Below are 13,432 nucleotides of genomic sequence, written 5' to 3' on the forward strand. Positions count from 1 at the left end.
GCTTAACCCTTAATAATATAATCAGCAATTTTTTTAGCGTGATTTAAAGCCGTTATTATGCTTTCTCCATTTTTACTAGCAATATCTCCTGCTACGAAAATATTTTTAACATTACTTTGCATATTAGTATCAAAAGTAGGAACGCCTTTATCATCAATTTCTATTCCACTATTTGTTAGAAAATCAACTGGAGTAGAGCCGCCAATTCCATAAATTATCCTATCAAAAATCTCTTTTTCACCATTAGTATAAGTAACTTCAGGTTTGTTATCTACTTCATTTACTTCGCTAATATCAGTTGCTAATTTTAAAGTAAGTTTTGCTTCATATACATTTTTATGATTTATTTCATTAATTCTACTAAATTCAGCTCTTCTATAGCATAATGTAACATTTGCTTTTTTGCTTAAATCAACAGCGTATTCAACAGCACTATTACCACCACCAACTACTAAGATTTTTTCATTTTCTTTAGCGTCGTTTGCGTTAAAATTGATAACTTTACTCAATTTTGAAGGTAGTTTATAACTTGGTTTATTTGGTTTTCCCATTCTACCTATTGAAATTACTGCATTTTTTGTTTTAAATTCGCCTTTACTTGAATATACAACTAAATTTCCATCAACTTGCTTGATTTTCTCAACTTCATTTGAAAACATTACTTCAAAAGAACCATCGCAAAGGCTTGTAAATAATTCTAATGAGCTTTCTTTTGTTCCATCTTCAAAAGGTATATTTCCTAAGTTTGGAATATCAATTTTATTATAAACTTTATCAACTCTTTTTCCATCTTTATAATAAGTTCTAAAAGTTTGACAATTCTCTGCTGCTTTTTCTATTAATAAAACATTTTTTAAACCATTTTTATGTGCTTCATAAGCACTTGCAATTCCCGCTGGACCTGCACCTATTACTACTAAATCATATAGCATTTAAGCTCCTTTATTAATTTTTTTGCTCTATATTAAGCATAAATTTTAAATTACAAGTAAAGATATGGAGAACAAATGAGAATTTTTACAGGACTTCAGCCAAGTGGGGATTTGCATATAGGCAATTATTTTGGAGCAATAGCTCCAATGATGAAAAGACAAAATGATAATGAAATGATAATGTTTATTGCAAATTATCACGCTATGACAAGTATTTTAAAGGATAAAAAAACAGCTAGTAATTTTAAAGATAATATTAACAAAGCAGCAGCTGCATTTTTAGCTTTAGGATTAAATCCAAATAAAAGTATATTTTATTTACAAAGTGATGTTAAAGAAGTCTTAGAACTTTATTGGATACTATCGCAATTTACTCCTATGGGATTACTTGAAAGAGCACATTCATACAAGGATAAAATAGCAAAAGGTCTTAGTGCAAATCACGGCTTATTTTCATATCCTGTTTTAATGGCGGCTGATATTTTATTGTTTGATGCACCATTAGTTCCTGTTGGAAAAGACCAAATTCAACACCTAGAAATCACAAGAGATATTGCAATTAAATTTAATAATGAATTTGGAAATGTATTTACTATCCCTGAAGCATTAGTTGATGAAAATACTCAAACAATAGTAGGCACAGATGGTGCTAAAATGAGTAAAAGTTATGGCAATACTATTGATATTTTCACAAGTTATAAACAACTTAAAAAACAAGTAAATAAAATAGTAAGCGATAGCACTCCTATTGAAGAGCCTAAGGATTGGAAAAATTGTAATATATATAAAATTGCTGAATTATTTTTAGATGAAAATGATTTAGCAAGTCTTCGTTCAAGGTATGAAAAAGGTGGAGAAGGATACGGGCATTTTAAATTGTATTTATGTGATGTTATTTGGGAGTATTTTGACAAGGCTAGAAGTGAGTATGAAAGATTATTGCAAGGTAAAGAAATTGCTGATATATTAAACGATGGTGCAAAAAAAGCTAGTATATTAGCGCAAAATAAAATGCAACAAGTTTATAAAGCTTTAAGTTTATAAGGAGAAATTATGATAGATTTAAGAAAAATTGAAGAAAATTATGAAGTTTTTAATCAAAAATTAAAAGCAAAAAAAGTAGATGATGGAGTTTTAAAAAGTTTATTAGATAGCTACAATGATACAAAAGCGTTAAAAATAGAATTAGAAAACGCTCAAAGTTTTCAAAACAAATTCTCAAAAGAAATGGGACTTAAAGCAAAATCAGGAGAAGATATAAGTGAGCTTAAAAAGTCTTTAGATGAAAATAAGAAAAAAATAGCTGAATTAAACGAAAAAGTAAGCATAAGTGAAGCTAAATTAAATGAAATTGCAGCTTGTATTCCAAATTTAATAGCTGATTGTGTGCCTATTGGAAATGATGAAGAAGAAAATGTAGAGATTAAAAAGGTATTAACTCCACCAACATTTAATTTCACTCCAAAAGACCATCATGATTTAGGTGTGGCACTTGGTTGGCTTGATTTTGAGCGTGGTGTAAAAGTTGCTAAAAGTCGTTTTGTAGCTTTACGCGGTGAAGGTGCAAGACTTGAAAGAGCATTATATAATTATATGATAGATTTTAACCGCTCAAGAGGATTTGAGTTTGTAAATACTCCTTATATTGTAAATGCTAATACTATGTTTGGCACAGGACAATTACCTAAATTTAAAGATGATTTATTCAAAATTGATGGCGAAGAATTGTATTTAATCCCTACAAGTGAAGTTAGTGTAACAAATCTATATAATGATGAAATTATAGCTTTAAATGAATTGCCTATTAAAATGACTTGCTATTCACCTTGTTTTAGAAAAGAAGCAGGAAGTGCAGGGCGTGATACAAAAGGAATTATCCGCCAACACCAATTCGGAAAAGTTGAACTTGTAAGCATTAGCACTCAAGAAGATAGCGATAAAGTATTTGAAGATATGCTTAGTTGTGCAAGTGATTTATTAACAAGCTTAGGTTTAGCTCATAGACATTTAATGCTTTGTAGTGGGGATTTGGGCTTTAGTGCAGGAAAAACCGTTGATTTAGAAGTGTGGCTACCAGCACAAAATAAATATCGTGAAATTAGCTCTGTTAGTAATTGCTATGATTTTCAAGCAAGACGCGCAAAAATAAGATATAAAGATGAAAATGGTAAAAACAAATTAGCTCATACACTAAATGGTTCAAGCCTTGCAGTAGGTAGGACTTTAGTAGCTATTATGGAAAATTATCAAAGAGAAGATGGCACAATAGCAATACCTGAAGTATTACAAAAATATATGTAAGATAAAGTATGGCAGAAGAACAAGTAATTGTTATTGAAGAAGGAAATACTCTTCCAGTAAAACAAAGTAAGTTCAGCAAAAAAAGTATAATTTTAATCGCTGGACTTTCTTTACTTATTATTATTTTATTGGTAGTTTTGCTTTTTTTAATTTTTACTCAAGATAAGTCAAAAGAAATTAAAGTTGAGCAAAATGAGCTAATAGAACCAAAAATAAGCATTCAACAATTTAAAAGCCAAAAATTAGATTTAATGGTGGCAAAAGCCAATGCTTTATATGAGAGTGGAAACAAAAGTGAAGCTTTAAAAATATATGAAAATATAGCTAAATATAATGAGAGTTTTTCGCATTATAATTTAGGAGTTTCAAGAATGAAACAAGCAAACTATAAAGGAGCTTTAGAGAGTTTTCAAAAGGCTTTAGAAAATAATGAAAATAACACGGTGGCTGCTTTAAATGCTGCTGTTTGTGCTTTAAAATTACAAAAAGATAAAGAATTTAAATATTATATAGATTTAGCATATTCTTATTTAAGTAACGAAAAAAACTCAAGCCTTTATTATTATTACTTGGGTTTAGTGAATTTTTATAAAGGATTTTATCCTGAAGCTTTACAAGCATTAAATAAACAAATCCATCCACTTTATCAAAACGACGCAAGATATTTAAGAGCAAAAATATTAAGCTCATTTAATAAAAGTTCTGATTCTATAAGAGAGATTAATTTACAAGATTCTTATGATAAAAATTTATCTTTAGGATTACTTTATGCAAGAAATGCTGAATATAACAAAGCAAGATTTTATTTAAAAAATGCACTTGAAAAAAGAATAAAACCAAAAGAGACAAAATTAGCTTTAGCTTTAGTTGATATAAAATTAGCAGAATATCAAGAAGCTTCAAGGTTTTTAAAAGAATTAGAGAAAAATGATTTAGAGTGGCTTAAGTCAAGTTATAATGTCAAAACAACCATAGATGATAGGATATTTGATATAAATTACGCTCAACATACTTATGAAAAAACCTTTATAGATTCAAAGCAACAAAAATATGATTTGATATTTTATTTTTCGCCTTTTAAAGTATTTGATGCGACAAGTGCGACTAAGATGATAAATAAGGCAAATGTTAATATTTACTTAGATGATTTAGATAAAAGCTCAAATTATCTTAAAAATAGTCAAACTTTATCAAAGATAAATATACAAATTACAAAAGCTTTAAATTATGCTTTTAGTTATGATATAAAGAGTGCTAGTGAGTTATTAGAAGAATTAGTAAAGCTTTATCCACAGCATAGTATTTTGCAATATGATTTAGGTTTAGCATATGCACTCTTAGGCAAATATGATTTAGCAAAAAAGCACTTTTTAGCTAGTTATCATTTAGACCCTAAGGATTTAAGAGCAGGAATTTATGCTTTATTTTGTTCGGATTTGTTATATGATGATACTACGAAATTAGAGCAAGATTTACAATATAATTTAAATTATGTTGAAGATGAAAAAGATAGAAATTATTATTTAGCATTGCTTTCAATTAAGAAAAAAGATTATGTAAATATGCAAGGTTTTTTGAACCAAACTAATACAAATAATATTAGTAATATTAGTTTAGAAATTCTTGGATTTTATATGCAAAATGATTATGACAAGATGATAGATAAATCAAAAGTTTTAATAGACTTAAGTGATAATGACATAATTGCAAATATTTTATATTTTTCTTTAAAAAACAATAAAAAAGATGTAAAAGCCTATGCTAAAGATGTTCAAATGTATTTTCTTAACAAAAAATTAGATTATCGCTCATTATTTGGTGGTGCTAAAATAGTAGGGTATAACTATGTAAAATTAATGCAGATTTCAGGTCTTTTACAACAAGAAAGAGAAAAATTAAAGCAATATTTAAAAACTAATGAAGACATAGGAGCTTTAAAAGCACTTGCTTATATAGATATTTATGCTAATGAATTTGAAGAGAGTTTTGCAATTTATAATAGTTTGATTGATGATTATCATATTGAAGATTCTGATATTTTATTTTTAGCTAGTGTTGCAGCTATTGGAGCAGGGCATAATAATTCAGCTATAGCTTTACTTGAGCTATCTCGTGTAAAAAACCCAAGCAATCTTGAATCAAGATTGGCTTTAGCTTTACTTTATCACGAAGCAAAAAATTATGAATCAGCTATATCACAATATGAAAAAATGAATGATGAATATAAATCAGAGTTTTTTACATTTCAAATATTTAGATAAGATTTAGTTTTTAGCTAAATCTTATTATTTTCAATTTCTTTTAAAATGTTTTTGCAAGCATTATTTAAAATCATATAAACTTCATCAAAATTATTTGTATACCAAGGGTCAGGCACATTTTTATATCCTAAATCACAATAAGAACATATTGGTTTTACTTTGTCTTTAAACTCATAAAAATTATTTAAAACATCTTTATAATTACTCTCGTCCATAGTAAGGATTAAATCATATTCTTGGCATAATTTTTTTGTGAGTTTTTTTGATACGAAATTATCGCATTCAATATTTTTATTTTTTAAAAGTTTTTTTGTGCCTATATGCATATCTTCTCCATCGTGATAACCTGCTGTTCCTGAACTTGTTATTTTAAATTCTTTATTTTTGCATAAGTCTTTCATAATAAACTCAGCCATAGGAGAGCGACAAATATTGCCTAAACATACAAACATTATCTTCATTTTATTCCTTTATAAAACTTATTCTATATTTTCTTTAAAGCTAGTTAGCTCACTCATATTGATTTTTGAAAACTCGGTTGGAAGTCTTGGTTCATAAGGTATTCTTTGCAATGCTTTATCTGCAACCGATTCTTTTTTAGCAGGTGCATTTACACTATAAAATGCCCTTTCAATTTGTATTAAATAAGATATGATATTTGCAATATGAGTAAATATTTTTGAGTTTTTATGAGTTTGTAGTTTTTCACAAAACTCATCTACAACTTCATTAATAATTCTTGAAAATAGTTCCTGACATAATTCATCATTATTTTTGCATAAAACACTACCTAGATAAAATAAAAAATTCATACTATCTTCATTATCGCTAAGATTTGCGTTTTTGATTAAATTAGCTCTTTTTAAAATTCCTGTTGCAATTATTCTCATTTTGCCATTATCACGCCCTTCATCATAAAAACTAGCATCAGTAGGCACATTTACATAAGAAAAATCATAAAAAACAGCATTTTGCTCATCTTTATAAGCTGCATAATCAGTATCTAAAATTACTTTAAAATCATCTTTTAAATCATCTAAATTATCATAAAAAAACTTAGCTTGTTCTCTTAAAGTATTAAAATCATCATTATTCATAAAGCTAATTGCTCTAGCACAAAATTCGTAAAAATATGACCTAGTTATATTTAATTCTTCGTTCATTTTAACCTTTCAAAAATTTATTTAATTTTTCTTCAAGTGGTGCAAAAAAACTATTTGTATCATCAAAAACTTGAGCTTGTTTTAGCATCATTATCTTAGCCTTACAATCAGCACAGCAATAAAGCGAGTATTTTTTCGTAACATCAGAGCTAAAAGCAGCCCCTAAAATACCAGCTATTTTATCAATTGATTTTTTAGTAGCAAATTCTTTACCACACTCAATACAAGCAAATAATTCATCTTTAGCTAAAGTTTTATGAGTAAAGCTAATCGGATTTAGTTCTAAAATATCATTTTGTATAAAAATAGTATCTTTTTCAGCACAAGAATTTATGCAATATCCACAACTTGTGCATAATGATGCGTTAAATTTAATAGCATTTTCTTTACTATCAGCTAAAATTGCGTTCGTATTACAAGCCCCAGCACAAGAAGCACAAAGGGTGCAAGTGCTTTCATTTATGCTAATTTTTGCATAATTTTTAGCAGTGATTACGCCTTTATCTAAATTATTTAACATAGAAGAGATTTTTAAGCCAAAAAGCTCTCTTTTATTCAATCTAAAATTACTTTCGCTTGATTTAAATTCTTTTATCAATTCATTTGGAATTTCATCTAAATTTGCATTTACATATATGGCTATTTTTCCTGTGATTGCCTTGCAAATATCATTTACTAAGTTGATTTTTTCGGCTAAAAATTCGCTAATATCTCCAACTATTGCAATGCTTTTACCACTTGTGTTTATTAAATGTAAAAGTATTAATTCATCTAATAAATCAAAAGGTATATTAAATGGTAAAAAATGCTTTATATTAAAATCATTATCATAATTTTGAGTTATTATTATTTGCTCGTTTTCATAGATTTTGCTAATTTCTTTTATGCAATCTTTATTAAACTCACAAAACTCAAGTGCATTAGTAGGACATACGCTTACGCATTTTGCGCAATTAATACAATCAATTTCGCTTATTATGATTTTTTTATCATCAGTGCTTAAAGCCACGCTAGGACAGGCCTCAATGCACCAACCACAATGCTCACTCCTACGCCCATCTAATTGGCATAAACTTGAATTAAACTCAATCTTTCTTGTAAAGCTAATTTTACCCGTTAAAGAATTTAAATCTTGCAATATATTTTCATGATTTATTAATACTGCGTGATTGTTTAGTTTTGTTTGTGAAATAGCTAAATCACAATCTAATTCGCCTTCTTTAGTAACTACTACAAGTGAGCCAATCCCACCATAAACAAACTCAAATTCACTAACACAAACAGCCTTATAACCATTATCTATTAATTTATTTTTTAAATCTTTATCATCAAATAATATGCAAATTCTTTTATCAATATTCGCATATAAATTAATCTCACTTGAATAATCATAATTAATAGCTCTTGCTTCATATAATTTTTCTAATTTTTCATTATTAAAAGCACTTGAGTTTTTTATATAAAAATCAATTTCAGGAGCATAGATTAAAGCATTTAAAGCCTTATCATTTGCTATTAGAAATTTCTCATTAGTAGGGCTATTTATAACGGCTATATTTTTGCCTAAATCATCTATAAAATCAGCCTTTTTTAAATATGCAAATTCTTTCATTTTTACCTTTCCTTGCTAGTATTTTAAAAAATATTTAAGGATTTTAAAATGCTACCACAAATATCAAAATTAATTAATGCCTTTAATGATAAACCCAGTTTTTTAGTTAGCTTTTTGGCTAAAGAATTAATAAATGAACTAAGAGCTACTAATAAAGAGCAAAGTTACGAGATGATACTCAAAGAGCTTAATGAAAGAATTAATAAAAGGCTATTAAAAGAGCCAAGAGCATTGATAAATGCTACTGGTGTGGTGCTTCATACAAATCTTGGTCGTGCTTTAATGAGCGAGAGTGATTATGATGAATTAAAGGCTTTTCATACTAATAATATTAATTTAGAATTTGATTTAGAAAGCAATGCAAGGGGTAAAAGAGATGAAAATCTCATATTTTATTTAAAAATGCTTTTTGGTTGCGAAGATGCACTTGTGGTAAATAATAACGCTGCTGCTGTGTTTTTAGTATTAAATACTTTAGGCAAAAACGAAGGTGTAATTACAAGTAGAGCCGAGCTAGTAGAAATTGGTGGTGGATTTAGAGTAAGCGATGTGATGCGTGAAAGTGGAGCAAGGCTTATTGAAGTAGGAACTACTAACAAGACTAAGATGAGCGATTATGAAGCTGAATTAAACAATGCAAAAATGATTTTAAAAACTCATAAATCAAACTTTTATATCGGTGGATTTAGCCAAGAAGTAGATGCGATTAGCCTAAATGATTTAGCTTGTAAAAATGAAAAAATATTTTATTATGATTTAGGTAGTGGCTATGTGGATTTAATAAATGATAGTTTAAAAGATGAACCTAGTGTAAAAAGCCTAATATCTAAAGGTATTAGCTTGGTTTCATTTAGTGGGGATAAATTGTTTTCTAGCACTCAAGCAGGAATTATTTTAGGTAAAAAAGAACTAATTGAAAAATTACGCAAAAATCAGCTTTTAAGAATGTTTAGGCTAAATAAAACTAGCTTATTAATACTTACAAAAGCTGTTAAAAATTATTTAAATAAAGACTATGCAAATCTACCAAGCTTAGCTTTATTAAATGATACAAAATCTCAAGTTTTAAACAAAGCAAAAACCTTGCAAGAGCTAATAAATTTTGGCGAAATCATAGAGAGCAAAAGCCTAGTAGGGGGTGGCTCAATGCCTGAAAAATTACTAAGTGGCTATGCTTTAAAAATTAAGGCTAATAAATGCAAGATAAACGAACTTTTAAATAAAGGCGTAGTGGCTAATTATGATAAAGATAGCATAATAATTGATTTAAGGAGCGTTTTACCTAATCAATTAGAATGCTTAGCAAATATTATAAAAGAAGTTTTAAAGGATTAAATATGGAATTTACTTTATTAAATCAAGATGAAGTAGCGATTAATCTGAGTGATTTTCGCGGTAAAAAGGTGATAGTGTTTTTCTATCCAAAAGCTTACACTCCAGGTTGTACCAAGCAAAATTGTGAATTAAGTGAGAGTTTTGATAAATTGCTTAATGCAGGATATGTGCTGATTGGAATTAGTCCTGATAAGTGTGAAAAACTAGCGAAATTTAAAGCTGAATATGGCTTAAATCAGATTTTATTAAGCGATGAATTTAAAGAAGTGGCTAAGCTATTTGGTGCTTGGGGGATTAAGAAAAATTATGGTAAAGAATACGAAGGGCTTATTCGTTCGTGCTTTATCCTAGATGAAAACGGCGAAATCATTAAAGAATACAAAAATCACAAAGCAACAGGTTTTGCCGCAAGACTTAATAAGGATTTATTAGGAGAATAAAATGAATGCAATCATAGAAAAAGATGAGAATGGTTATTATGCTTATGTTCCTGCTCTAAAAGGCTGCGTTTCGCAAGGCGATACTTACGAAGAAGCGTTAGAAAACATAAAAGAAGCAAGCGAATTATATTTAGAGAGCTTAAGTGATGATGAGAGATTAAAGCTTTTAAATGCTTTTGTTTCTATAGTTCCTTTGCAAGTTGGCAAATATGCCTGAATTACCAGTGCTTACTGCTAAAGAATGTGAAAAATTGCTTTTAGAAAACGGCTTTATTTTTGATAGACAAAAAGGTAGCCATAAGATATATTATAAAGATAATTTAAGAATGGTTTTACCTTTTCATAGCGGCAAAACCTTACACCCAAAAATAATAAAGCAAGTTTTAGAGCTTATAAAATGATTTTTAATACTTTAGATGAAATTATTAAATTAGATTTTGTTTAATTAGTGGGATTTTAAAATAACAATGCTTAGCAAATATTTTAAAAGAAGTTTTAAAGAATAGAGTATAAAAACCACAAAGCAACAGGTTTTGCTGCAAGGCTTAATAAGGATTTATTAGGAATTTAATTCCTAATAATGTAATCATCAAGGTTGCTATGATCAAACATATATTTGGTATTAACATCGCTAAAGATAGCAAAATTAATCTTATAAGTGCCTTTACATTTATAAAACATATAGCTCATATCCTTTACATTAGTAATATTCCAAGTGTTTATTCCTTGAAAGTTTTTTCTTTTTGATTTATAAAATAATCTACTCATATCGGTTATTAAACTCGTATCAATTTCTCCTAAATTTATACTCTCATTATCTACTAAGGCTTTTAATTCTTCTTTTGTTTTAGGTTTATAAACGCTTTTTATTAGTGTATCGTTAGCAAAATTAATTTCTTGTTTATATGCATAACATCTAAATATAAGCCCATAAATATTAGCTTTTGAAATGTTAAAATTGATTGCTTGATTAAAACTTTCACACCCACAAAACATCGCACTCATATCAGTTACATTACTAGTATCAAAGTTTAAAGCTTGATTAAAATTTATACAATTAAAAAACATTCGGTGCATATTAGTTACATTACTAGTATCAAAATCTAAAGGCTGATTAAAATTATCACAACAAGCAAACATCCAACTCATATTAGTTACATTTCTAGTATCAAAATTTAAAGGTTTATTAAATTTCTCACACCATTTAAACATCCAACCCATATCAGTTACATTTCTAGTATCAAAATCTAAAGGCTGATTAAAATTATCACAACCATAAAACATCCAACTCATATCAGTTACATTACTAGTATCAAAATCTAAAGCTTGGTTAAAATTCTTACATTTATAAAACATTTCACTCATATTAGTTACATTACTAGTATCAAAATTTAAAGGTTTATTAAATTTCTCACACCATTTAAACATCCAACTCATATCAGTTACATTACTAGTATCAAAGTTTAAAGCTTGATTAAAATTATCACATCCAGTAAACATTCTACTCATATCAGTTACATTTCTAGTATCAAAATCTAAAGTTTGATTAAAATTCTCGCAAAAAGAAAACATCTCTCTTATACTAGTTACATTTCTAGTATCAAAGTTTAAAGCTTGGTTAAAATTCTTACATTCATAAAACATCCAACTCATATTAGTTACATTACTAGTATCAAAATTTAAAGGTTGATTAAAATTATCACATCCAGAAAACATCCCACTCATATTAGTTACATTACTAGTATCAAAATTTAAAGGTTGATTAAAATTATCACATCTAGAAAACATCCCACTCATATCAGTTACATTTCTAGTATCAAAGTTTAAAGCTTGATTAAAATTCTTACATCCAGAAAACATCCCACTCATATCAGTTACATTTCTAGTATCAAAATCTAAAGGCTGATTAAAATTCTTACAACTAAAAAACATCCCACTCATATTAGTTACATTATTAGTATCAAAATCTAAAGGTTGATTAAAATTATCACATCCAGAAAACATCCAACTCATATCAGTTACATTGCTAGTATCAAAATCTAAAGGCTGATTAAAATTCTTACATCTATCAAACATCCCACTCATATCAGTTACTTTACTAGTATTAAAATTTAAAGGTTTATTAAATTTATCACACCATTGAAACATCCAACTCATATTAGTTACATTTCTAGTATCAAAATCTAAAGCTTGATTGAAGTTTTTACAATTTTCAAACATACTGCACATATTTTTTACCCTAGAAGTGTCCCAAGTATTTATGCCACTAAAGTCTTTTCGCTCACTATCTTTAAAAAGCTCACTCATATTAGTTATCAAACTCGTATCAATATCAGCTAGATTTATACTCTCATCACTTACTAAAGCCTTTAATTCTTTTTTATTTTTAGGCTTGTATTTTAATTCATTTGTTTTTGACATTTATTCTCCTTTTATTTGTGATTTGATTGATTTAAATTCGTGGAATTTGAATTAGGAATTTCAATAATTGCAGGGCAATTTTTTAAAATCATATTTTTTATATAGGTTTTTAAATTAATTTTCATAGTATTTTTATCGTTGAATTTTTCTATTTTATTTAAATTAAAATGAAAAGTTTTATTAAGACTAACGCAGTCTTTAAACATATAAAACATATCCTTTACTAGCTTTGTATCAAATGTGAGTTCTTGATTAAAATTAGAGCAATTACAAAACATTCTATTCATATTGATAACATTTGAAGTTTTAAGATTAATTGGCTTATTTAGATTAATACAATTATAAAACATTGAGCTCATATTGTGCGTTTTTTTGCTATTGAGATTGATTTCTTGATTAAAATTAATGCAGTTATAAAGCATTTCACTCATATCAAAAACATTCTCGGTATTAAAGTCAAGGCTTTGATTAAAATTTACACAATTATAAAACATAGCATTCATTTTAAAAACATTCTCGGTATTAAAGTTAAGGCTTTGATTAAAATTAATGCAGTTATAAAACATATAACTCATATTATTAACATTAGCAGTATTTAAATCTAATGAACTATTGAAATTTTTACATTCTGCAAACATTTCGCTCATATTAAGAGTGTTTTTGGTATCAAAATTAAGGCTTTGATTGAAATTAATGCAGTTATAAAACATAGCATTCATATTTTTAACATTAATAGTGTTAAAGTTAAGAACTTTATTAAAATTAGTGCAATTATCAAACATCATTGACATATCAACAACACAATGCGTATTAAAATTAATATCGCTATTAAAGGCATTGCACCCACTAAACATAGCTTTCATATTAGTAACATTGCTTGTGTTTAGGTTTAAGCTTTTATTAAATGCTTTGCAGTTTTTAAACATTTCTTTCATATTAGTAACGCTAGAAGTATCAAAATATAGTG

General features: G+C 27.5%; 13 protein-coding genes. 7 read left to right on the forward strand and 6 right to left on the reverse strand.

What is annotated here, in order from left to right:
* Window positions 1-2 precede the first annotated feature (2 nt).
* Window positions 3-932, reverse strand: a complete 930-nt coding sequence (locus tag KJQ99_RS00985) for an NAD(P)-binding domain-containing protein (protein ID WP_214116693.1) — start codon at window positions 930-932, stop codon at window positions 3-5.
* Window positions 933-1,007: 75 nt separating this feature from the next.
* Here KJQ99_RS00985 and trpS point away from each other — a divergent pair, with 75 nt between their 5' ends.
* Genes trpS through KJQ99_RS01000 form a run of 3 tightly spaced genes read left to right on the forward strand, consistent with a single transcriptional unit; the run spans window position 1,008 to window position 5,494 of the window.
* Complete coding sequence (gene trpS, locus KJQ99_RS00990; protein WP_214149742.1) at window positions 1,008-1,976, forward strand: tryptophan--tRNA ligase; 969 nt, start codon at window positions 1,008-1,010, stop codon at window positions 1,974-1,976.
* Window positions 1,977-1,985: 9 nt separating this feature from the next.
* Window positions 1,986-3,233: a serine--tRNA ligase gene (gene serS, locus KJQ99_RS00995; protein WP_214149743.1), complete on the forward strand. Its 1,248-nt coding sequence runs from the start codon at window positions 1,986-1,988 to the stop codon at window positions 3,231-3,233.
* An 8-nt stretch (window positions 3,234-3,241) separates the two neighbouring features.
* On the forward strand, window positions 3,242-5,494 hold the full coding sequence (locus tag KJQ99_RS01000) for a tetratricopeptide repeat protein (RefSeq protein ID WP_214120054.1): 2,253 nt from the start codon (window positions 3,242-3,244) through the stop codon (window positions 5,492-5,494).
* A 14-nt stretch (window positions 5,495-5,508) separates the two neighbouring features.
* Here KJQ99_RS01000 and KJQ99_RS01005 read toward each other — a convergent pair whose 3' ends face one another.
* From KJQ99_RS01005 to KJQ99_RS01015, 3 genes are read right to left on the reverse strand one after another with little or no spacing between them, the layout of a single operon-like run.
* A complete protein-coding gene (locus KJQ99_RS01005; protein ID WP_214120053.1) occupies window positions 5,509-5,955 on the reverse strand; it encodes a low molecular weight protein-tyrosine-phosphatase in 447 nt (148 codons plus the stop codon).
* Window positions 5,956-5,973: 18 nt separating this feature from the next.
* The gene (locus KJQ99_RS01010; RefSeq protein ID WP_214116703.1) at window positions 5,974-6,657 is read right to left on the reverse strand and encodes a hypothetical protein; all 684 of its coding nucleotides are present in this window, start codon (window positions 6,655-6,657) and stop codon (window positions 5,974-5,976) included.
* 1 nt (window position 6,658) lies between these two features.
* On the reverse strand, window positions 6,659-8,269 hold the full coding sequence (locus KJQ99_RS01015) for a 4Fe-4S binding protein (protein ID WP_214149744.1): 1,611 nt from the start codon (window positions 8,267-8,269) through the stop codon (window positions 6,659-6,661).
* A 48-nt stretch (window positions 8,270-8,317) separates the two neighbouring features.
* On the opposite strand from KJQ99_RS01015, the gene selA reads away from it, so the two are divergent.
* Genes selA through KJQ99_RS01035 form a run of 4 tightly spaced genes read left to right on the forward strand, consistent with a single transcriptional unit; the run spans window position 8,318 to window position 10,445 of the window.
* The gene (gene selA / locus KJQ99_RS01020; RefSeq protein WP_214120050.1) at window positions 8,318-9,604 is read left to right on the forward strand and encodes an L-seryl-tRNA(Sec) selenium transferase; all 1,287 of its coding nucleotides are present in this window, start codon (window positions 8,318-8,320) and stop codon (window positions 9,602-9,604) included.
* A gap of 2 nt (window positions 9,605-9,606) precedes the next feature.
* A complete protein-coding gene (bcp, locus tag KJQ99_RS01025) occupies window positions 9,607-10,044 on the forward strand; it encodes a thioredoxin-dependent thiol peroxidase (protein ID WP_214120049.1) in 438 nt (145 codons plus the stop codon).
* Window position 10,045: 1 nt separating this feature from the next.
* A complete protein-coding gene (locus KJQ99_RS01030; RefSeq protein WP_214149745.1) occupies window positions 10,046-10,261 on the forward strand; it encodes a type II toxin-antitoxin system HicB family antitoxin in 216 nt (71 codons plus the stop codon).
* Window positions 10,254-10,445: a type II toxin-antitoxin system HicA family toxin gene (locus KJQ99_RS01035; RefSeq protein WP_214149746.1), complete on the forward strand. Its 192-nt coding sequence runs from the start codon at window positions 10,254-10,256 to the stop codon at window positions 10,443-10,445. Before KJQ99_RS01030 ends, KJQ99_RS01035 begins: the two co-directional genes overlap by 8 nt.
* Before the next feature lie 166 nt (window positions 10,446-10,611).
* On the opposite strand, the gene KJQ99_RS01040 is transcribed toward KJQ99_RS01035, so the two are convergent.
* Window positions 10,612-12,465, reverse strand: a complete 1,854-nt coding sequence (locus KJQ99_RS01040) for a BspA family leucine-rich repeat surface protein (protein WP_214149747.1) — start codon at window positions 12,463-12,465, stop codon at window positions 10,612-10,614.
* An 11-nt stretch (window positions 12,466-12,476) separates the two neighbouring features.
* A partial coding sequence (locus tag KJQ99_RS01045; protein WP_214149748.1) for a BspA family leucine-rich repeat surface protein occupies window positions 12,477-13,432 on the reverse strand: 956 nt, incomplete at its 5' end.

This window comes from Campylobacter sp. 2018MI13 (assembly GCF_018501135.1).
Lineage (GTDB): Bacteria > Campylobacterota > Campylobacteria > Campylobacterales > Campylobacteraceae > Campylobacter_E.